We start from the raw sequence: 20,785 nt of genomic DNA on the forward strand, positions 1-20,785 counted from the left end.
GATCAAGCCAAGGTGTTCTTGCGCACATGACCACCTTGAACAATCATTGCCAGGTGCTCGCCCTGACCGACCAGGCAACTGATATCGCTCAGCGGGTCGCCATCCACCACCAGCAGATCAGCGATCGCACCGGCGGCGATGCAACCCAATTCGCCCTCACGCTGAAGTATCTGCGCCGCAACACTTGTTGCACTGCGCAGCGCCGCCAGATTGCCGAGCAGCTCGGCGCGAATCTTCAGTTCGTGGGTCTGGTACTCGTGCATTTCGCCCAGTAAATCCGAGCCGTAACCCATCGGGACGCCTGCTTCGGCAAACAGCAGCAGGGCATTGCGCCCGGCCTGTCGCACGTCTTCGATCTTGGCCACCGAGTCCGCTGGCAGGCCGAAGCGTTCGCCATACTCGGCAAGCATTTCATAGGTGACCTGAGTCGGCACCGCAAATGCGCCTTTTTCGGCCATCAGTCGGGCGGTGTCGGCATCCACCAGATTGCCGTGCTCGATGGTTCTTACGCCGCATTCGATGGCACGGCGAATCGCCCGAGCGGTGTAGGCATGCGCCATGACGTAGGTGTTCGCGGCAGCGGCCTCATCGACGATGGCGCGGATTTCAGCTTCGCTGTATTGGGTGTTGGCAATCGGGTCGGTTGGCGAAGAAACACCGCCCGAAGCCATGATCTTGATCTGGTTGGCGCCCTGTTGCAGCTCTTCGCGCACGGCCAGACGCACGTTGTCGACGCCATCCACCACCCGCGCGATGGCCCCGGCCCGGAAACAGCACGAGCAGGGCTCATTGAGCAGCAGTTCGCCCCGAGCGCGCATGTCGCCGTGGCCACCGGTCTGCGACAGTGCCTTGCCCGAAGCGAAGATCCTCGGCCCGGGAATAAGCCCCATCTGGATTGAACGCGCCAGCGCCCAGTCGGCACCGCCGGCATCGCGCACGGTGGTGAAACCGCGGTTGAGCATCGCCGCCAGAATCGGCAAGGCGCGGTACATGATGATTGCGTTGGGTTGCAGGGCATTCATGCCCAGGTTGGCGTTGGAAGCCAGCACATGCACATGGCAGTCGATCAGACCCGGCATCAGGGTTCTGCCGCCCAGATCCATGACCTCAGTGCCAGCCGGGGCCGGCTCACCTTCGGCACGCACGTCGACAATGCGTTCGCCCTCGATCACGACTTCCTGGCCGGAAATCAATTGCCCTTTTTGCAGGTCCAGCAGACGGCCGTTGCGCAGGATCAGGCGTGTAGGATCAGCAATACTCATTGGAAAGCTCCAGACAAGGGACGATGGGCAGCAGGCGCACGGTCGCGATACAGCAGCGCACCAATACCGCTGACGGCGGCAGCGAACATGATGTAGAACGCGGGTGCCAGGTTGCTGCCGGTCGAGGCAATCAGCCAGGTGATGGTGAAGGTGGCAAAGCCGCCGAAAATGGTGACGGCAAAGTTGTAGGCGACAGAGAGCCCGGTGGACAGCACGTGGGTGGGCAGCAACTCGCCGAAAGCCGCGAGGATCGAGCCGATGTAAGCGGAAATCAGCAGGCCGAGCACCAGTTCAAAGACCAGCAGCGAAAACAGCCCTGGCATCTGGTTGATGAACAGGAACATCGGATAGGCGCTGAAAAAGATGGCCATCGCCGAGCCAAGTAACCAGGGGCGATGCCCGCTGCGGTCTGCCAGGGCACCGACAATCGGTGTGGCGACGATCAGCACCGCGCCGCCCATCATGCCTGCGCTGAAGCCCATCCATGAAGGCAAGCCAATCACACGCTGGGCGTAGGAAGGAATGTAGAACAGGATCGCGTAAGTACAGACCGTCCAGAGCACGACCAGTGAAAAGCTTATCAGCGTCTGGCGCGGGTAGGTCCTGATGACTTCGCGAAGCGGGGATTCAACGGGGCTGGCCGCCTTGTAGGCCGGCGTCTCATCCACCCGGCTGCGAATATAGAAGCCGACCGGCCCGATCAGTGTGCCAATCAGAAATGGCACCCTCCAACCCCAGCTTTCTAGCTGCGCCTGGGTCAGGTAACTGGACAGAATGGCACCCAGCGCAGAGCCGAGCAGCACCGCGACGCCGATGCTGGCCTGAATCCAGCTGGAGTAGAAGGCTTTCTTGCCGGGCGGAGCATGCTCGGTCAGAAATGCGGTGGCACTGCCCATCTCGCCACCGGCAGAGAACCCTTGCAGCAGTCGCGCCAGAACAATCAGCAGCGGAGCCAGATAGCCAATTTGCGCGAAGCTGGGCGTCAGTCCGATGATCAGTGTCCCCAGCGCCATCAGCAGGATGGTCAGTGACAACGCCGCCTTGCGCCCGCGCTTGTCGCTGTAGATACCGAGCACAATGCCGCCCACCGGGCGCATGAAAAAGCCCACCCCGAAGGTCGCCAGCGCCAGCAGGTAAGAGGTCAGCTCGCTGCCGCTGGGGAAAAAGACCTTGGCGATGATCACCGAAAAGAAGCTGTAGACCGTGAAGTCGAACCATTCCAGGCCATTGCCGATCACCGTAGCGGTCACCGCGCGGCGTGCCTTTTGTTCATGGGTGCGTGAAGCAGAGGATCGTAATGTGCTCACTGAATAGGCTCCTGCATGCGATACACGCAGGGAGGCCCCCTGCAGTGGCTGCATTGATTAAGGGGCAGGGTTGATTTAAGTGCGGCTGAGTCAGGTCTTTTTGCCCGTTTCAGTCGAGATTAGGTGCTGGGCCGATTTTAAGAAAACGCTCATTGCGCAGGTTTGCATGCGCCAGATGCATGCAAGCGTCATAGGTGGGGTGTCAGCGTGGCTATTTCATCTGTCAACCATTTCTCGAACGCTCGCGCAGCGCGCCGGGGCGTCTTGCCACTGGGTGTCAGCAGGTAATAACCGCCTACTGCGCCGATGCTTTTTCGGCAGGCCGGCACCAGCGCACCGGATTGCACATGCCGGTCGATCATGGGCTGCCAGCCGAGCACGATGCCATGACCAGCGACCGCCAGGTCGACCAGCACCGGATACAGGTTGACGGTCATGCGCTTGCGGATCAGCGAGGCATCGACTCCCTGACGTCCGAACCAGTCTCCCCAGGACAGCCATTGACGTTGTCCGTCTTCCAGCATCAGCAGGCAGTGATCCAGCAACTCTGCTGGCTCCAGCAGCCGACCGTTCAGGTAGCCAGGCGAGCAATAGGCATTTACCGATTCGGCGAACAGCAGGCGGCTGTCGAGCCCCGTCGGCGAGCCTTCGCGCAGGAAATACAGCGCCAGATCGAATTCGGCGCGGATCAGCGAGTCCAGCCCATCGACCACGCGCAAGCGGATATCCACAGCCGGAAAGGCATCGCGATAGCGCCCCAGCAAAGGCCCCAGCCACAGTGCAGCCACGCCACTGGAACAGGCCAGGGTCAACTGTTGTTCGCCGCTGTGGGTGATGACTTGCGCCGTGGCCTCGGCACACAGCGTCAGCACCCGCTGGATCTGCTCGGCGTAAATCTGCCCGGCGACGGTCAGGTGAATGCGCTTGTGCTCACGGCGAAACAGCGCCCGGCCGAGAAACTCCTCCAATTGCGCCACCTGACGACTGATCGCACTTTGTGTCAGGTTCAGTTCGATGGCGGCACGGGTAAAGCTGCCATGCCGTACGGCGGCTTCGAAGGCGATCAGGTTCTGCAAGGGCGGAAGGGGTTCGATGCGCACGGTCGCTCCTGTTGCGGGCAGGTTTTACAAGGGGTCGGGAAACGGCGTCGACAGCAGCCAGTCCCTGAATACGCACAGCGCTGGCAGGTTCTGAAAACGTGTCGCGTACGCCAGATAATAATTACGTCCGCTGTCCATAGGCTCGAACAGCGTGACCAGCTCGTCGCTGTTGAGTTCGTCCTGCACCAGAATCCGCGGCACCAGCGCGATACCGATGCCGGCCGCTACGGCCTGGATCAAATGCGAGGTCAACTCGAAGCTCGGCCCGAGGCGCATGATCTGATGGGCAAGACGGTTACTGTCAAACCAGTCCGACCAGGCATTGGGCCGCGATACCACACTCAGCAGCGAATGCTGGGCAACCTGCGCCGGGGTCATCGACCGGTATCCGGCAAGCGCAGCAGGACTGGCAATGACGACCAGTTTCTCGCTGACCAGCGGATGGGAAACATATCCGGGCCAGTTGCCATCGCCCGCACAGATAATCGCGTTCATCTCGCTGGCCGCCGGCGTCAGGTCGGCATGCACGATGCGTGAGTGGAGATGCACCACATAGCCCGGATGCCGGGTGTAAAAGTCATTCATCCGCGGCAGCAGCCATTTGGAGCCGAAAGTCGGCAGCACGGCCAGATGCAGCGTACCGCCCTCGGTCTTGTGCGCGATGGTTTGCAGGGTTGCACTGCGAATACGACCCAGTGCGGCGGCCAGCTCATGCTGGTACAGCGCCCCGGCAGGGGTCAATTCGATACGCCTGCCATCGCGCTTGAACAGCTCGACTTCCAGTTGCGCCTCCAGCGCCTGCACCTGACGGCTGATGGCGCTCTGGGTCAAGGCCAGTTCGTCTGCGGCCTTGGTAAAGCTGCCATGCCGGGCAGCGGCCTCGAAGGCAAGCAACAGTGACATGGAGGGCGTCAGTCTTCTGGTGTTCATTCATAAAACTCATGGAAAAACGACATCTTTTACGTTTGCACTGAAGTACGACACACCGGAGAATCGCGATAACCGTTGATAACGCCATGCATACGAGCGTTTCGAAGCATACGTGCTTTGCATATAAAACGCCTAGCCAGCCAGGAAGACCACCATGATTGCGCAGTTGAAACCGACCTCCGTGCAGGCCGGTCACTATGACCGTTTCCTCAATGCCCTGGTGGAGGGCGGCTTTCGCGGCGAAATAGCCAGGGACCACGGATCGCGTACGGTGCTGGCCACCGACAACTCGATCTACCAGCGCCTGCCACAGGCGGCGGTGTTCCCGATGGACAGCCATGATGTCGCAATCGTCGCCCGGCTGGCTGCGCGACCCGAGCATAGACAGGTAGTGCTTACCCCGCGTGGTGGCGGTACCGGGACCAACGGACAGTCATTGACCGACGGCGTGGTGGTCGATTTGTCGCGGCACATGAATCACATTCTTGAAATCAACGTCGAAGAACGCTGGGTACGGGTGCAGACCGGGGTGGTCAAAGACCAGCTTAACGCCGCGCTCAAGCCTCACGGGCTGTTTTTTGCGCCCGAACTGTCCACCTCCAACCGCGCCACCGTCGGTGGCATGATCAACACCGATGCCAGCGGGCAGGGCAGTTGCACCTACGGCAAGACCCGCGATCACGTGCTTGAACTGTCAACAGTGTTATTGGGCGGTTCGTACGTCAACACACAGGCATTGAGTGCAGAGCAACTAGCCAGCGAACAGACACGCGTCGACCGGGCTGGCGATGTGTATCGCTGCGCTCGACAGATTGCCGATACTCAGGCGCAATTGATCAAGGACGTTTTCCCGCCCCTCAACCGCTGCCTGACCGGTTACGATCTGGCGCACCTGCGCGAGGAGGACGGGCGCTTCAATCTCAACAGCGTGCTGTGCGGTTCTGAGGGGTCATTGGGTTTTATCGTCGAAGCCCGGCTCAACGTATTGCCGATCCCCAAGCACTCGATTCTGGTCAACGTTCGCTACGCTGGCTTCATGGACGCCCTGCGGGACGCCAAGGCATTGATGGCGCACAAGCCGCTGTCCATCGAGACTGTAGACTCCAAGGTGTTGATGCTGGCCATGCAGGATATCGTCTGGCACGGCGTAGCCGAGTATTTCCCGCAAGACCCCGCCACGCCCACCCTTGGCATCAACCTGATCGAATTCAGCGGCGATGAACCGGGCGAAGTGGAGCAGCGTGTCCATGCATTCGTCGCCCACTTGCAAAAAGATACGTCGGTGGTTCGTCTTGGCCATACGCTTGCAACCGGCAGCGCTGCAGTCAACCGCGTCTACGCCATGCGCAAGCGTTCGGTGGGGCTACTCGGCAACGTCAAGGGCGAAGCTAGACCGCAGCCATTTGTCGAAGACACAGCGGTGCCGCCGGAGAATCTCGCTGACTATATTCAGGAGTTTCGTGCGCTGCTGGACAGCTACGGTCTGCAATACGGCATGTTCGGCCATGTTGATGCAGGCGTGCTGCATGTGCGGCCGATACTGGACATGAAAGACCCCGCGCAGGCGGCTCTGATCCGCCCGATCTCCGACGCCGTTGCCGCGCTGACCAGACGCTATGGCGGTCTGCTGTGGGGTGAACATGGCAAGGGCCTGCGCTCGCAATACGTGCCTGAGTATTTCGGCGAGTTGTATCCTGCGTTGCAGGCGCTCAAGGCCGCGTGCGACCCGTTCAATCAGCTCAACCCCGGCAAGATCGCCACGCCTGCGACCTTGCCCGAAGCACGCCTGACGCTGGTGGACGAAGTGATGCTGCGCGGCGATCTGGACCGCAAGATCGACGAACGTGTCTGGCAAAGCTACGACAGCGCGCTGCATTGCAATGGCAATGGTGCCTGTTACAACTACGACACTGACGATGCCATGTGCCCGTCCTGGAAGGCCACGCGTGATCGTATTCATTCACCCAAGGGCCGCGCTTCGCTGGTCAGGGAGTGGCTGCGTCTGCAAGGCGAGCAGGACGTGAACGTCCTGACGGCCAGTGCCAGGGCACGTAATGCCAGTGTGCTGAAGAGCCTTGCCGAGCGGACCGTCAACAGCGTAGCCAGAGTGGCGGGGCAGCAGGACTTCTCCCACCAGGTCTACGATGCGATGGCTGGTTGCCTGGCGTGCAAGTCCTGCGCGGGGCAGTGCCCGGTCAAGGTCAACGTACCCGAGTTCAGATCGCGCTTTCTGGAGCTGTACCACAGCCGTTACCTGCGCCCGATCAAGGACTATCTGATTGGCTCGCTGGAGTTCAGCATTCCCTATCTAGCGCGCTTCCCCAAGCTGTATAACGCGGTCATGGGCGCAAAACCGGTGCGTTACCTCTTCGAACATGTTGCCGGTATGGTTGATAGCCCATTGCTCAGCCTGATGGACTTTCGCGCAGCCTGCGCGCGCTGGAATGTCGGCATTGCCACCCCGCAGCGTCTGGCCGCGTTGAGCGAGCAGGAGCGCAAGCGTACGGTAGTGCTGGTTCAGGATGCGTTCACCCGATACTTTGAAACCCCGCTGGCGGCAGACTGGCTGGAACTGATCTCGCGCATGGGTTATCAGGTTTATCTCGCACCGTTCGCTCCCAATGGCAAGCCGCTGCACGTGCAGGGTTTTCTGGCCGCGTTCGAAAAGGCTGCCAGTTTCAACAGCCGGTCGCTTGGCAAGCTGGCTGGGTACGGCATTCCGCTGATCGGTCTGGACCCGGCCATGACCCTGGTGTATCGCCAGGAGTACAGCAAGACGCTGGGCAGCGATAATGTGCCGTCGGTCATGCTCCCGCAGGAGTGGCTTGCGTCTGCGCTTGAGGAAAAACACGACGCTCCGTCAGGTGAGACTTACTACTTTCTGCCGCATTGCACCGAAAAGACCAACGAGCCTGCCAGTGTCGGCCTTTGGCAGCAAGCCTTCGCTCGCGCCGGGCTCAGGCTTGATGTGCTGGCCAGCGGTTGCTGTGGCATGTCCGGCACTTATGGGCATGAAACCCGAAACGCAAAAACCAGCGACACGATCTACAGCCAGTCCTGGCAGCCACTGGTTGCGCGCCATGGTGATGAAGGCCGACTGGTCGCCGATGGGTATTCATGTCGCAGCCAGGTCAAACGCCAGGATGGCAAGACGGTGCAGCATCCGCTGCAGATTCTGCTGGAGCGAGTGCGGGCGCTGTGACAGTTCAGGTTATCGTTGTGCACGCCCCAGCGTGGAGATGCGGTGGGGGAAGCTCCGCGTCTTAAAGAGGACGCGGAGCGTCCAGAACGGCATGACGACGCGGAGCGTCGCACGACAGTGTTATTTTCCAGCGCGGGAATGCCTTGCGTGATCCTCTGCGTCACAGATCTGTACCGCGCCGTTAAACCAGGTACTTGTTAAACCACCCCAGCGTTCGCTCCCACGCCAGTTTGGCCGCTGCTTCGTCATAACGCGGGGTCGAGTCATTGTGGAAACCGTGGTTGGCTCCCGGATAGATGAACGTTTCGTACGTCGTGCCCGCAGCTTTCAAGGCTTTTTCATAAACGGGCCAGCCTTCATTGATGCGGGTGTCCAGTTCGCCATAGTGAATCATGACGGGCGCCTTGATCTTCACCACGTCTTCGGCGCTGGGCTGGCGGCCATAAAACGATACGGCAGCGCCCAGTTCGGGGTAAGCCACGGCGGCGGCATTGGCCACGCCACCGCCATAACAGAAACCGGTGATGCCGACCTTGCCGGTAGTCGCGTCATGCTTCATCAGCCACTCGATAGCGGCGAAGAAATCGTTCATGAGCTTTTCCGGATCGACTGTCTGCTGAAGTTCTCGGCCCTTGTCGTCATTACCCGGATAACCGCCGACCGAGGACAGGCCGTCGGGTGCGAGCGCGATGAAACCGGCTTTCGCTACACGGCGGGCAACGTCTTCGATATAGGGATTCAAACCGCGATTCTCGTGCGCCACAACCACTGCCGCTACTTTGCCGGCAGCTTTTGCCGGACGTACCAGATAGCCGCGAACCTGACCATGGCCCTTGGGCGAAGGGTAGGACACATACTCGGCAACAATGTCCGGATCGGTAAACTCCACCTGTTCGGCCAGCGCGTAATTGGGGCTCAACGAGGCGAGCAGCGCACTGGCAGTCAGGCCACCCAATGTGAACAGCGCTGCTCGATCGAGAAACTCGCGTCGATTGATCCTGCCATGTGCGTAGAAGTCATAAAGCTCAAGCAGTTCAGGCGCAAAGTCTTTTGCGGTGAGACGTTCCATCGGTACGCTTCCTTCTGAATCATTCAGGGCTGCCTGCAGTTCGCCGGCTGTCGAGCACTGCGCGATCAACACAATGTACGGCCTCGATAGTATTTCCAGAAAATCGGGATCGCTACCGCAAAGTGACGAAAAACCCTCGTCGGCCCTCCATCAGCTTTACCGTGCGTCGTATCGCAGCGTCTGCCGACTGGCGGCGGACGGAAAAAATCAGGCCTCCGATCGCACTACTTATCATGACTGATGTCCATTTGACTCCTTCAGTCATGCCACACATCCGGGCCGGGCAGGCAAAAGATATTATCGGGTCGCTGTATCAAGCGGCGTCGGTTCAGGCCGACAACACATCATGATCTCAACCCTACGCTGATGGTCATATTCCACCTGCATTTCGAGATAACGTGATGATGACCCTTCCGACGGAAGACCGCACCCAGCTGTTCAAGGACACGGCTATCCAGTTCTGGAAACACATCACGCCGATCGTGTACGTCGCTCTGGGCATTCACTGTGTGTTGCTGGCAGTGTTTCTGGAGCTGGGGATGAAGGTCCTGTGGGTGGCGAACATTGTCAGCACACTGATCTATATCAACTGTCTCTACCTGATCCGCAGGCAGCGCTATCGGCAGGCCGGGCAACTGATGTGTCTGGAGATCATCGGCCATGCTTTGCTTGCCACATGGGAACTGGGCTGGGAAAGCAACTTCAGTTTTTACCTGTTCTGCGTGATTCCCATCATTGCCTTCACCTTTCAACTGATCGCCATCAGGCGCATTGCCTACAGCCTGGCAATCCTTCTGTCACTGGTAGGATGCTTCGCCTTTCGCCGGTACATGGGGCAGGGATCGGGCCTTAGCCAGAACGTGCTTGATGCATTCGGTATCGTCAATGCACTGACGGCGACCGTTCTGTCGATCTATGCCACTGCACTCTCGGTACGCTTCACGTCGTCGATGCAATTGAGCCTGTTTCATATTGCCAACCGCGACAGCCTGACCAATCTCTATACCCGCAGAAGAGTGCTGCATCGCATACGCGAGCTGGAGGCCCGAAGACAGGGGCTGTCAGCTTCGCTGATCCTGCTCGACATCGATCATTTCAAACAGATCAATGACCTCCACGGCCATGAAACCGGCGACGCCGTTCTGCAACGAGTGGCGGAAATCATCAGCTCAAGTGTGCGCAACAGCGATATGGCTGCTCGCTGGGGCGGCGAGGAGTTTCTGGTACTCATGTCGGACACCACGCCCGAGGATGCGCTGCGAGTCGCAGAGCGGATCTGGAAACGTATAGCCGAGGAGGCCGGCCAGATCGATGAGCGCATTATTTCGGTCACCGCGACTCTTGCCGTGGCGACCATCGTAGCGGGCGAGACTTTTCAGATAACCCTCAACCGTGCTGACACTTCGCTTTATCTGGGCAAACAGCAAGGCCGGAACCGGGTAATGATCGCCGGGTGAGCCAGACATTCACCCAATGCTCGGGCAACGTGTAGACTTTCGCGCTTTGAACGGAGGAGGCATTGCGTCGCGCTTTCTCATTGGCGGTGTATCGATCAAGGCATGCTTATGGATTTGCGTCAGCTCGAAGCCTTCGCGGCAGTCATGTCGGCAGGCAGTGTCACTGCAGCCGGGAAAATGCTCGGCCGTTCTCAGCCATCGGTCACACGGGCGATTCAGGAGCTTGAGCAGGAGCTGGGTTTTGCGTTGTTCGAGCGCAGCGGGCCGAAGGTCACGCCCACCCACAAGGCATTCATGATGTATGGCGAAGTGGAGAGCGCGCTGCTGGGCGTTCGTAACATCCGTCAGCGTGCGCAACATATTGCGCACGAAGAAAACCACCAGATCAAGCTGGTGGCGATCTCGGCCCTGGCGGCGGGCCTGCTGCCGACGGCCCTGTCACGCTTGCCCGAGCACCTGAGACCCCAGCAAATCCAGTTGCAGAGCATGTCTCCGGAGCATGTGGTTCAAGCCGTGCTGTCGAAAACCATGGATCTGGGTGCCGTAAGCCTGCCGCTGGAACATCGCGGCCTGGATATTCACTGGATCGGGGAGGCGGCTTGCGTGGCGGTCTTGCCCGCCGACTCGGAGCTGGCCACTCATGACGTGTTGTCAATGGAGCTGCTGCGTCAGCAGACCCTGATCACCATGGCCAATCCTTATCGCTTTCGTCGGCGCATAGACAAGGCTTTTCAGGATGCCGGGGGGCCGCCGCCGCGCATGCTCGATACCAATACGTCGCTGATTGCCATGCAGATGGCCAGGGTCGGGCTGGGCATTGCGCTGGTCGATCCTTTCACGGCCATCGGCGTATCGCTGCAGGGCGTGGTGGTCAGGCCGATTGCCTGCAACATTCCTTTTTTCTTCGGTCTGATTTCAGCCTTCGCCCACCCATTGTCCGATGTAGCAGCGGCGCTCGTCGATGAGATCGCTACCTGCGCGAAGGTCCTGCTGCCGGAGATGATCATGCACGAAGCCAGCGCTCACGATGCACTGTTGCAGAGCATTTACGCTGAGTAAGCGAGCAGCGGGCCTGGACTAGGCCCCTCCGTATGGCGCCAGCGCGCACGGCTGGAGCAGACACTGCCTTGCCTGCTGATGCTTATACGGCCCGGCTTGTGTGACGTTCCCCGTCAACGGGCTACGCCATCATGCGCACTCAGAATGCTTCCATAAATTTCTTTTGGAATATCAATATGCTTTTTTGCGCGTTGCGGGAATAAAGAACGCCTTTTACTATTCGTATTAAGCATTCAAGGCCTTTGAGAATTCATTTAATGCGACATTGGAATGATTCTTGAAGCAATTTGAATCAAGGCTTGGGCTTGAGGCCCGAACATTTTCCGAGTGACGCACAATGTCTCATGTAAATGCACCCGCGGGCCTGGCGGCCCTGGAAGCTCGTTTGCAGCAGGATCTGGCCTGGCTGGATCTGCCTGCCAAGCCCTGGGTCAAGGCCAGGACGAGTGCGGGACAGGCGGTGCTCGATGTGGCGATCATCGGCGGCGGGATGGCGGGTCTTGCTCTGGCTGCAGAACTGCGCAACCTGGGCGTCGCGGCGGTGATTTTCGATCGGTCACCGGCCGGTTTCGAAGGCCCTTGGGCAACCACGGCACGAATGGAAACCCTGCGTTCGCCAAAACAGTTGACCGGGCCGGCGCTGGGGCTGCCTGCGCTGACGTTTCGCGCCTGGTACGAAGCGCAATTTGGTGCCGATGGCTGGGCATTGCTGGACAAGATTCCGCGCCTGCAATGGGCCGACTACCTGCGCTGGTACCGCAAGGTGCTGGCGCTTGACGTGCGCAACGAACACCGGGTCAGCCGTGTCGCGCCCAGAGCGGACGGCCTGATTGAGCTGGATGTCGTGACACCTGTACAAACGCAGTTCCTGCTGGCCCGGCATGTGGTGCTCGCCACCGGCCGTGACGGTCTGGGCGGCCCTTGGGTACCGGACATTGCCCGGCAGCTACCGGAGCATCTCTGGGCGCACTCGGCGGCAGGTTTGCAGGATGGCTGGTTCAGCGGCAAACGTGTGGCTGTCATCGGCGGCGGCGCGTCGGCCATGGACAGTGCTGCCACTGCGTTAGAGGCTGGCGCAACACGGGTCGACCTGCTGATCAGACGTGCCGTACTGCCGCGCATCAACAAGGGCAAAGGCGTCGGCAATCCGGGTATGGTCCACGGATACTGGCGTTTGCCGGATATCTGGAAATGGCGCATTCGTCACTACCTGAACACCCAGCAAGTACCGCCGCCGCGCGGCAGCACGCTCAGAGTGTCCGGTTCGGGCAAGGCGCGGTTCATGCTCGACAGTCCGCTGCTTTCTGTCGAAGAAAACCCTGCCGGCGGCGTCTGGCTGAACACCCCGAAGGCGCGTTTCGAAGCGGACTTTGTGGTATTCGCCACGGGGTTTCGAACTGACTTCCGACAGCGGCCGGAATTTGCACCGTTTTCGTCGCAGATTCGCGTCTGGCAAGATCGCTTCGAAGCGCCAGAGGGCGAAACCGATAGCGAACTGGCCGTGCTGCCGGATCTGGGCAATTGCTTCGAGTTTCAGGAAAAGACCCCGGGTGCCTGTCCGGGACTGAATCATATTCACTGTTTCAGTTACCCGGCGGCGCTGAGTTACGGTGCCGTATCCGGAGACATACCCGCCATCAGCGAGGGCTCCAAGCGTTTGGCTCATGCCTTGGTCGGGCAGTTGTTCAATGAAGACATCGAGCTGCATTTCGACACCATGCTCGACTACGCCGAGCCAGAGCTGTTGGGCAATGAGTGGGTGGTCAGCCAGCCGACCACTGGGGAGCGGCGCCAATGATCGGCTGGGCGCTGCGCAGGCTCACCCAGTCACTGCTGGTCATTCTGTTGATGACGGTGGTGGTATTCGTCGGCCTCAACGCTATCGGCAATCCGATGGATATCCTCGTGGGTGAAGACCTCAATCAGGCCGAACGCCTGCAGGCCATCGCACACCTGGGGCTGGATCGGCCGCTGTGGCAGCAGTACCTGATTTTCCTCAAGGGAGCGGTTCACGGCAATCTGGGGCAAAGCTTCGTGTATCACGAAGACGCCATGCGCCTGATCCTGCAGCGCTTGCCTGCAACGTTCGAGCTGGCGTTCAGCGCCCTGTTTCTGGCCGTGGTCATCGGCGTGCCGCTGGGCATGTTCGCCGGTATGTACCCCGAGCATCCGCTCTCCCGGCTGATGATGGCCGCCAGCATTGTCGGTTTTTCGCTGCCGGCGTTCTGGGTGGCGCTGATGATGATTATGCTGTTTTCCATCACACTGGGCTGGCTTCCCGCCAGCGGCAGGGGCGAAACCCGAGAATGGCTGGGCGTGGAATGGTCATGGTTGACGCTGGACGGTTTGCAGCACCTGCTGCTGCCTGCTCTGAACCTGGCACTGTTCAAGATTTCGCTGGTGCTGCGCCTGACCCGAGCGGGCGTGCGCGAAGTGCTGCCTCAGGAATTCGTCAAGTTCGCCAGGGCCAAAGGCCTTTCGCCGATGCGTGTGATGTGCATGCATGTCATGCGCAACACCATGATCCCGGTGGTGACCGTGCTGGCGATGGAATTGGGCTCGACCATCGCCTACGCCGTGGTCACCGAAAGCATTTTCGCCTGGCCCGGTGCCGGCAAGTTGATCCTCGACAGCATCAACATGCTTGATCGCCCGGTGGTGGTCGCTTACTTGATGGTAGTGGTGGTGATTTTCGTGGTGCTCAACCTGATCGTGGACGGTTTGTATTACCTGCTCGACCCACGCGTACGCAGCGAGGCATCCCGATGAATGTCATTGCAAAAGCTCCGGCCAGCACGCTGTTGCAGGCCCAGTCGCCGTGGCGGCGAGTGCTGACCGAGTTCTTCAGTTCACCCACTGCAGTGACAGGCCTGGCGGTCTTGCTGATCATTGTCCTGGTTGCAGCTTTTGCCCCCTGGATCGTGGTGCAGAATCCCTACGATCTGATGCAGCTCAACGTCATGGACGCGCGTATGCCACCCGGCAGTCTGAACATGGACAGTGGCTACACCTATTGGCTGGGCACCGACGGACAGGGTCGCGATCTGGTCTCGGCGATCATCTACGGTCTGCGCATCAGCCTGTGGGTCGGCATTGGCTCGGCGCTGATTGCGGCAGTGATCGGCACGCTGCTGGGGCTTGTTTCTGCCTATGTCGGCGGCTGGGTCGACGCGTTGCTGATGCGTCTGGTCGACTTGTTGCTGTCATTTCCGGTGATTCTCATGGCGCTGATGATTCTCGCCTGGCTGGGCAAGGGGGTTGGCAATGTGATGCTCACCCTCATTTTGCTCGAATGGGCCTATTACGCCCGCACAGCGCGCGGTCAGGCGCTGACTGAAAGCCGCCGTGAGTATGTCGATGCGGCGCGCGGCCAGGGCGTTGGTCCGCTGCGCATTGTGATCGGCCATATTCTGCCCAATTGCCTGCCCCCTCTGATCGTGATCGGCGCATTGCAGATTGCCCGTGCCATCACCCTGGAGGCGACCCTTTCGTTCCTCGGTCTGGGCGTCCCGGTGACAGAGCCTTCGCTGGGGCTGCTGATTGCCAATGGCTTTCAGTACATGCTCAGCAATGAATACTGGATCAGCCTGTTTCCGGGACTGGCGCTGTTGATCACCATCGTAGCGATCAATCTGGTCGGCGACCGCTTGCGTGACGTTCTCAACCCGAGGTTGCAGCGATGAGCCTGTCTGAAGTGTCACGCGCGTCAACGTCGATGCAACAGCCAACCCTTGATGTACGAGGCCTGTGCACCTCGTTTCATACACGCGCAGGGGTGCTGCCCGCGGTGCGCGATGTGTCCCTTCAGGTGCAGCCAGGGCGCATTCTCGGTCTGGTCGGCGAGTCGGGATCGGGTAAATCAGTCACCGGGTTTTCTATTCTCGGCCTGGTCGACGAGCCAGGACGGATCAGTGGCGGTGAGGTGCTGTTCAAAGGGCGTGACCTGACCAAACTGTCTGCCTCGCAATTGCGCGACATTCAGGGTAACCGGGTAGCAATGATTTTTCAGGACCCGATGATGACCCTCAATCCGGTGTTGCGGGTCGACACGCAAATGATCGAGGCGGTGCGCGCGCACAGTCCGCTCGGCAGGCGCGAGGCCCGCGCGCATGCGAGCCGGACCCTGGCGCTGATGGGCATTGCCAGCCCTGAAGAACGCCTGCGTGTCTATCCGCATCAATTGTCTGGCGGCATGCGTCAACGCGTGGCGATCGCCATCGCGTTGCTGCATGCCCCTGACCTGATCATTGCCGATGAGCCGACCACCGCGCTGGACGTGACCATTCAGGCGCAGATTCTCAGTGAAGTGCAGAAGCTGGTGCGCGAACAGGGTACTTCGTTGATCTGGATCACCCATGACCTCTCCGTGATTGCAGGGCTGGCAGACGACGTGGCGGTGATGTACGCCGGCCGTATTGTCGAGCAGGGGCCGGTCGCCGGTGTGCTGGACCACCCGCAACATCCTTACACCCAAGGGCTGATCGACAGCCTGCCAAGTCGCAACAAGCGTGGTCAACGTCTGCGCCAGATACCCGGCATGGCCCCGGACCTGCTGTCGATGCCAGCGGGCTGTGCCTTCGCGGCACGCTGTTCCAGAGCCTCGCAGATGTGCACGCAGGACCCCCTGTCTCACGAGACGAGACCAGGCCAGACAGTTCGCTGTTTTCACCCGGGAGCCGCCGATGCACAGTAATCAGATTCCCCTTATCGAGCTGAGTCAGGTCAGCAAGACCTTCGGTAAACCGGTGGATGGGCACTCCCTTCAAGGGCTGTTGCAGCGATTGCATCTGACCCGTCCGAAACCCGTGACCCATGCAGTGGATCGCGTCGATCTGCGCATCATGCGCGGCGAAGTGGTCGGCCTGGTGGGTGAATCAGGCTGCGGTAAATCGACATTGGGACGCATGGTTGCCGGGCTGCTGCCAGTCTCGTCGGGCAACGCATGGGTGGACGGTAAACCGCTTGACAGCCTGACACCGCAGGAGCGCAAGGCGCTGCGCCTGAAGGTGCAGATGATTTTCCAGGACCCATCATCGAGTCTCAACCCGCGCCTGCGGGTCGACCGTATTGTTGGCGAAGGCGCGCTGCTGCACGGCCTGACCGACCGCAAAGGCGCGGACGACTACGTCAGTGCCCAGTTGCAACGGGCCGGGCTCAGCCCGCAGATGCGTCAGCGCTATCCCCATCAGTTCAGCGGCGGACAACGCCAGCGCATCGGTATTGCCCGTGCGCTGGCAGTGCAGCCGGAACTGCTGGTGTGCGATGAATCGGTGGCGGCGCTGGATGTGTCGATTCAGGCACAGATTCTCAACCTGTTCATGGACCTGCGTGACGAGCTGGGGCTGACCTACCTGTTTATCAGCCACGATCTGGGCGTGGTCGAGCACCTCTGCGACCGTGTCGTCGTGATGTACCTGGGTCGTGTGGTCGAGACAGCATCGGTGGATGACCTGTTTGCGCGTGCCAATCATCCCTATACCCAGGCTTTGCTGGCGCAGATCCCGCGCTTCGATATTCGCAGTACCCGCTATGACGCGATCAAAGGGGAAATCCCCAGCCCGCTGAACCCGCCTGCCGGGTGTCATTTCCACCCTCGCTGCCCGCACGCCATGGCGCGCTGCCGCGAGGAAGCTCCAGCGCTGAGGGAGGTTTCGCCGAACCACCGGAGCGCGTGTCATCTGAACGACCAAAACTGAACGAGCGCCTGAAGCTCGTCACCCTCTGCCATTGCGTACAAGGAATCACCCATGAAACCACTCGTTCGTTCGTTGCTGGCGTCGGCCCTCGTTCTGGCCGCCGGCAGTGTCTCGGCGCAAGACCTGCGTATCGGTTACGCCGATCCGGTCTCGTCGCTCGATCCTCAGCTCAACAACTACGCCGGCGACCGCTCGGTAGCGCTGCATGCCTTTGAGTCGCTGGTCAGCCGCCGCGATGACAAGACCCTGCCGGGTCTGGCAAAAAGCTGGAAAGTGATGGACGACACCACGTGGGAATTTGCCTTGCGCGATGATGTGAAATGGCAAGACGGCACGCCGCTGACGGCTGACGATCTGGTGTTCTCCTTCGAACGCGCCCGCAACGTGCCCGGCAGCGTCGCGTCTTACGCAGGCGCCATGCGCACCGTCGAATCGGTCAAGGCCAAGGATGATCACACTTTGATTATCAAGACCCGTCTGCCCAATGCCAACCTGCTGCCGGATGTCGACTCGATCTACATCGTCAGTCGCCATGCAGGGGCGACTGCCAGCAGCGCCGATTACAATTCGGGCAAGGCCATGATCGGCACCGGGCCTTATCGGTTCGTCTCGTTCGTACCGGGCGATCGCACGATCTTCGCCCGCAACGACAATTACTGGGGCGGCAAACCGACCTGGGACAAGGTTGATTTTCGCTTCATCGCCAACGCTGCCAACCGCACTGCAGCCTTGCTGGCGGGTGATGTGGACGTGATCGACAAGGTATCTCCTACCGATGTGGAGCGCTTGCGCAAGACGCCAGGCGTCAATGTTTTCGCCTATCAAGGCCTGCGGGCGCTGATCATTCAGCCAAGTTTCCGCGCCGGGCCGAACGAGTTCATTCGCGACAATTCGGGCAAGCCGCTGGCCGAAAATCCGCTGTTGGATGTGCGAGTGCGCAAGGCGTTATCCCTGGCGATAAATCGTCCGGCCATCAACGAACGCATCATGCAGGGCACCGTTACCGAAGCCAATCAATGGATGCCGACCAATACCTTCGGTTACAACTCGCAGATCAAGAACATCCCGTATGACGTCAAGCAAGCCAAGGACCTGTTGGCGCAGGCAGGCTTTCCCGAAGGATTTCAACTGACCGTGCACGTCCCGGGTGACCGTTATCCGCAAGCCCCGGAGGTGATGCAGGCCGTGGCGCAGTTCTGGACGCGTATTGGCGTCAAGGTTCAGCTGGAGGTACTGCCGTGGGCAGTGTACGCCGGCAAGGCCAACAAAAATGAGCTGGCGATCAGCGTGATTGCCTGGGGTAACGGGACCGGTGAAGCGGCGTATGCCCTGACCAACATTCTGACCACCGTCGACAGCAGCAAAGGGCAGGGCGCTTCCAACTGGGGGCATTACAGCAATCCGCTGGTAGACAAGGCCCTGGCCGATTCGACCGCAGAGTTCGATGAGGCAAAACGGCGCAAGATTCTTGAAGATTCGGTCAAGGTCGTCAGCGATGACGTCGGCATCATTCCGCTGTTCCACTACCAGAACATCTGGGCAGCCCGCAAAGGCCTCAAGGTCGAGCCCCTGGTCAGTGACCGTACTGCGGCAACCATGGTCACCGAGCAGCCTTGATTATTTTCATTCAGCAGCCGCCTGTGCAGGCAGCTGCGCAAATGCAACACAGCATTGCAGGACTTTTCATGACATTGACCACTGAATATGCAACGACACCGGATTTGCTCGATGACCTGACCGGCATCCAGGCGGGCAGCCCGCTGTATGCCGTTCGGCATGCACGGGACAAGGTGGCGTTGGCCACGCAGGGCAGCCAGGATTTGTTTTTCGATCCAGGTCTTGAGCACAACCTGTCGCTGAGCGAGCGTCTTTGGGTTGCCTATTACGCGACTCTGCTGAGTTTGCAGCCAACGCTGAGCGAGCATTACCTGTCGCAGTTGCAAGCGCTGGGGGCGCAGGCAAGCGTACTGGCAGACGTGAATGCCAGCCGGATCGATCTGCTGAAAGACCCGCGCCTGGCTGCGATCCTGCATTTTACGCGCACCCTGATCGAGTCGCCGGTGGACGGTGATCAAAGTGCACTGCAGGCGCTGCAACACCAGGGCTTGAACACTGCTGAAATCGTGGTGCTGGCGCAACTGATCGCATTTTTGTCCTATCAGGTGCGTCTGGCTGCAGGGCTGGGCGCGTTAAAGTCTGCCGGAGCAGTCTGATGAGCGAACTCATTGAAATTGACGGTTTCACCAATCAGGTACTGGGCTGGAAGGCCTGGCTGCCCACCGTGGATCTGAACAGTGCGACCGCCGAGCAGGTTGCGGTGCTTGAAGAAAGCCACCCGCAGGCCAAGACCTCGGATTACTACCTCACGCTGGCGCATCACCCTGACATCCTTCGTCAGCGCTCACAGGCGTTCAACGCGATCATGTACGCACCGGGCGGCTTGTCGCGTGCCGAGCGAGAACTGGCGAGCACCGTCGTATCGCGAATCAACCGTTGCGTGTATTGCGCGTCGGTGCATGCCCAGCGCTTCGAACAACTGGCCAAGCGCAACGACGTCATTGCCCAGGTATTTGCCGACCCCGCAACGGCAGGTACAACGGCACGTGAAAAAGCCATCGTGCAGTTCGCCATCGACCTGACGCTTGAACCTGCTTCGCTGAGCGCCGGGCACATTCAAGCGTTACACGAGCAGGGGCTGGACGATGCACAGGTGCTGGACCTGATTCACGCTATCTCGATATTCGCCTGGGCCAACCGGCTCATGCTCAATCTGGGAGAGCCGGTGTTTCCCGAGGCGTGATGGCTGCTGCGGCCGAAGGGTGTGCTTGAGGTGCAGTCTGGCCCGGTCGTTGCAGGTTCACTGCATGAGTGAACAAGCGACCTGGACACGATTGAGGTAATGGAATGCTGATAGCACACATTTCGGACACACATGTACGGCCCAGAGGGCAACTCTATCAAGGCGTGGTGGACTCCAATACCATGCTGGCCGCCGCCGTCGACACGATAAACGCCCTCGACCCACCCCCCGATCTGATTTTGTTCAGCGGCGATCTGGTGGACGAGGGGCTGTCCGAAGAATACGCAATGGCCCGGGAGTTGCTGCAGCCACTACGGCAAAAACTGCTGATGATACCGGGCAACCATGATCATCGGCAGAACCTGCGCGACGCCTTTCCCGAGCACGATTACTTCATCAATGACCAGGATTGCAGTTTCGTTTACTCGGGTTCTGCAGCGGTGCGCATCATCGGTCTGGATATCAGCGTCCCGCAGCAGCATCACGGCGATATGACCGACACTGCGACCCGGTGGCTGGATCGCACACTGGCGCTGGAGCCTGACAAGCCGACGCTGATCATGATGCATCAGCCGCCGTTTTCAAGCGGCATTCCCTACATCGATGCGTATCGCTGTGAAAGGGGCGAGCGGCTGGCGGAGGTTGTCTGCAGATACCCGGCCGTCGAGCGTATCGTCTGCGGGCATATTCATCGCTTCATGCAACTGCGCTTCGGCGGCACGCTGATGTGTACGGCGCCGAGCACAACGACGGCCATCGCCTTGCGACTGCGCTCCGGGGCTGCCGACGCGTCTTATGTCGAACCGCCTGCATTGCTGCTGCATCACTGGAAAGCCGACACAGGTCTGATCACCCATTGGGTGCCGATAGGCCGCTTTGAAGGACCCTTTGACTTTGCCTGAA

The 20,785-nt window shown here is 60.0% G+C and carries 17 protein-coding genes; 12 read left to right on the forward strand and 5 right to left on the reverse strand.

Annotated features, from left to right (window positions below; genetic code table 11):
• Positions 1-2 precede the first annotated feature (2 nt).
• From ALO80_RS21920 to ALO80_RS21935, 4 genes are all read right to left on the reverse strand, one after another.
• On the reverse strand, positions 3-1,262 hold the full coding sequence (locus ALO80_RS21920) for a metal-dependent hydrolase family protein (RefSeq protein ID WP_055010509.1): 1,260 nt from the start codon (positions 1,260-1,262) through the stop codon (positions 3-5).
• On the reverse strand, positions 1,259-2,569 hold the full coding sequence (locus ALO80_RS21925) for an MFS transporter (RefSeq protein WP_055010510.1): 1,311 nt from the start codon (positions 2,567-2,569) through the stop codon (positions 1,259-1,261). Before ALO80_RS21925 ends, ALO80_RS21920 begins: the two co-directional genes overlap by 4 nt.
• A 188-nt stretch (positions 2,570-2,757) precedes the next feature.
• Positions 2,758-3,669 (reverse strand): LysR substrate-binding domain-containing protein, encoded by a 912-nt coding sequence (locus ALO80_RS21930; RefSeq protein ID WP_055010511.1) that lies wholly within the window; start codon positions 3,667-3,669, stop codon positions 2,758-2,760.
• 24 nt (positions 3,670-3,693) lie between these two features.
• A complete protein-coding gene (locus tag ALO80_RS21935; RefSeq protein ID WP_083493370.1) occupies positions 3,694-4,599 on the reverse strand; it encodes a LysR substrate-binding domain-containing protein in 906 nt (301 codons plus the stop codon).
• A 154-nt stretch (positions 4,600-4,753) separates the two neighbouring features.
• On the opposite strand from ALO80_RS21935, the gene ydiJ reads away from it, so the two are divergent.
• Complete coding sequence (gene ydiJ, locus ALO80_RS21940; RefSeq protein ID WP_055010512.1) at positions 4,754-7,801, forward strand: D-2-hydroxyglutarate dehydrogenase YdiJ; 3,048 nt, start codon at positions 4,754-4,756, stop codon at positions 7,799-7,801.
• 181 nt (positions 7,802-7,982) lie between these two features.
• Here ydiJ and yghX read toward each other — a convergent pair whose 3' ends face one another.
• A complete protein-coding gene (yghX, locus tag ALO80_RS21945) occupies positions 7,983-8,870 on the reverse strand; it encodes a YghX family hydrolase (RefSeq protein ID WP_055010552.1) in 888 nt (295 codons plus the stop codon).
• A gap of 401 nt (positions 8,871-9,271) precedes the next feature.
• Between yghX and ALO80_RS21950 the strand changes: the two genes are divergently transcribed.
• The 11 genes from ALO80_RS21950 to ALO80_RS22000 all read left to right on the forward strand — a co-directional run bounded on the left by ALO80_RS21950 (position 9,272) and on the right by ALO80_RS22000 (position 20,784).
• On the forward strand, positions 9,272-10,327 hold the full coding sequence (locus ALO80_RS21950; RefSeq protein WP_055010513.1) for a GGDEF domain-containing protein: 1,056 nt from the start codon (positions 9,272-9,274) through the stop codon (positions 10,325-10,327).
• A 108-nt stretch (positions 10,328-10,435) separates the two neighbouring features.
• A complete protein-coding gene (locus ALO80_RS21955) occupies positions 10,436-11,386 on the forward strand; it encodes a LysR family transcriptional regulator (protein ID WP_055010514.1) in 951 nt (316 codons plus the stop codon).
• 337 nt (positions 11,387-11,723) lie between these two features.
• The gene (locus ALO80_RS21960; RefSeq protein ID WP_055010515.1) at positions 11,724-13,184 is read left to right on the forward strand and encodes an NAD(P)-binding domain-containing protein; all 1,461 of its coding nucleotides are present in this window, start codon (positions 11,724-11,726) and stop codon (positions 13,182-13,184) included.
• Positions 13,181-14,155 carry an ABC transporter permease gene (locus tag ALO80_RS21965; RefSeq protein WP_055010516.1) on the forward strand — a complete coding sequence of 325 codons (975 nt, stop codon included), beginning with the start codon at positions 13,181-13,183 and terminating at the stop codon, positions 14,153-14,155. Before ALO80_RS21960 ends, ALO80_RS21965 begins: the two co-directional genes overlap by 4 nt.
• Entirely contained in the window at positions 14,152-15,069 is a 918-nt protein-coding gene (locus ALO80_RS21970; protein ID WP_055010517.1) for an ABC transporter permease, read from the forward strand. Before ALO80_RS21965 ends, ALO80_RS21970 begins: the two co-directional genes overlap by 4 nt.
• Positions 15,066-16,079 (forward strand): ABC transporter ATP-binding protein, encoded by a 1,014-nt coding sequence (locus ALO80_RS21975; protein WP_055010518.1) that lies wholly within the window; start codon positions 15,066-15,068, stop codon positions 16,077-16,079. Before ALO80_RS21970 ends, ALO80_RS21975 begins: the two co-directional genes overlap by 4 nt.
• Positions 16,069-17,082 carry an ABC transporter ATP-binding protein gene (locus tag ALO80_RS21980; RefSeq protein WP_055010519.1) on the forward strand — a complete coding sequence of 338 codons (1,014 nt, stop codon included), beginning with the start codon at positions 16,069-16,071 and terminating at the stop codon, positions 17,080-17,082. The genes ALO80_RS21975 and ALO80_RS21980 overlap by 11 nt, the downstream gene beginning before the upstream one ends.
• A gap of 51 nt (positions 17,083-17,133) precedes the next feature.
• The gene (locus tag ALO80_RS21985) at positions 17,134-18,699 is read left to right on the forward strand and encodes an ABC transporter substrate-binding protein (protein WP_055010520.1); all 1,566 of its coding nucleotides are present in this window, start codon (positions 17,134-17,136) and stop codon (positions 18,697-18,699) included.
• 74 nt (positions 18,700-18,773) lie between these two features.
• Positions 18,774-19,295: a CMD domain-containing protein gene (locus ALO80_RS21990; protein WP_174518969.1), complete on the forward strand. Its 522-nt coding sequence runs from the start codon at positions 18,774-18,776 to the stop codon at positions 19,293-19,295.
• Positions 19,295-19,882 (forward strand): peroxidase-related enzyme, encoded by a 588-nt coding sequence (locus ALO80_RS21995; RefSeq protein ID WP_055010521.1) that lies wholly within the window; start codon positions 19,295-19,297, stop codon positions 19,880-19,882. The genes ALO80_RS21990 and ALO80_RS21995 overlap by 1 nt, the downstream gene beginning before the upstream one ends.
• Before the next feature lie 104 nt (positions 19,883-19,986).
• Positions 19,987-20,784 carry a phosphodiesterase gene (locus ALO80_RS22000; RefSeq protein WP_055010522.1) on the forward strand — a complete coding sequence of 266 codons (798 nt, stop codon included), beginning with the start codon at positions 19,987-19,989 and terminating at the stop codon, positions 20,782-20,784.
• The last annotated feature ends 1 nt before the right edge of the window (position 20,785 follow it).

Origin of the sequence: Pseudomonas caricapapayae (assembly GCF_001400735.1) — a bacterium.
GTDB lineage: Bacteria > Pseudomonadota > Gammaproteobacteria > Pseudomonadales > Pseudomonadaceae > Aquipseudomonas > Aquipseudomonas caricapapayae.

What these genes read in the sequence shown, in the direction of transcription:
- ALO80_RS21920 (WP_055010509.1), bottom strand. Translation starts at nt 1,262, where the DNA reads ATGAGTATTGCTGATCCTACACGCCTGATCCTGCGCAACGGCCGTCTG.
- ALO80_RS21935 (WP_083493370.1), bottom strand. Translation starts at nt 4,599, where the DNA reads ATGAACACCAGAAGACTGACGCCCTCCATGTCACTGTTGCTTGCCTTC.
- ydiJ (WP_055010512.1), top strand. Translation starts at nt 4,754, where the DNA reads ATGATTGCGCAGTTGAAACCGACCTCCGTGCAGGCCGGTCACTATGAC.
- yghX (WP_055010552.1), bottom strand. Translation starts at nt 8,870, where the DNA reads ATGGAACGTCTCACCGCAAAAGACTTTGCGCCTGAACTGCTTGAGCTT.
- ALO80_RS21950 (WP_055010513.1), top strand. Translation starts at nt 9,272, where the DNA reads ATGATGACCCTTCCGACGGAAGACCGCACCCAGCTGTTCAAGGACACG.
- ALO80_RS21955 (WP_055010514.1), top strand. Translation starts at nt 10,436, where the DNA reads ATGGATTTGCGTCAGCTCGAAGCCTTCGCGGCAGTCATGTCGGCAGGC.
- ALO80_RS21960 (WP_055010515.1), top strand. Translation starts at nt 11,724, where the DNA reads ATGTCTCATGTAAATGCACCCGCGGGCCTGGCGGCCCTGGAAGCTCGT.
- ALO80_RS21965 (WP_055010516.1), top strand. Translation starts at nt 13,181, where the DNA reads ATGATCGGCTGGGCGCTGCGCAGGCTCACCCAGTCACTGCTGGTCATT.
- ALO80_RS21970 (WP_055010517.1), top strand. Translation starts at nt 14,152, where the DNA reads ATGAATGTCATTGCAAAAGCTCCGGCCAGCACGCTGTTGCAGGCCCAG.
- ALO80_RS21975 (WP_055010518.1), top strand. Translation starts at nt 15,066, where the DNA reads ATGAGCCTGTCTGAAGTGTCACGCGCGTCAACGTCGATGCAACAGCCA.
- ALO80_RS21980 (WP_055010519.1), top strand. Translation starts at nt 16,069, where the DNA reads ATGCACAGTAATCAGATTCCCCTTATCGAGCTGAGTCAGGTCAGCAAG.
- ALO80_RS21985 (WP_055010520.1), top strand. Translation starts at nt 17,134, where the DNA reads ATGAAACCACTCGTTCGTTCGTTGCTGGCGTCGGCCCTCGTTCTGGCC.
- ALO80_RS21995 (WP_055010521.1), top strand. Translation starts at nt 19,295, where the DNA reads ATGAGCGAACTCATTGAAATTGACGGTTTCACCAATCAGGTACTGGGC.
- ALO80_RS22000 (WP_055010522.1), top strand. Translation starts at nt 19,987, where the DNA reads ATGCTGATAGCACACATTTCGGACACACATGTACGGCCCAGAGGGCAA.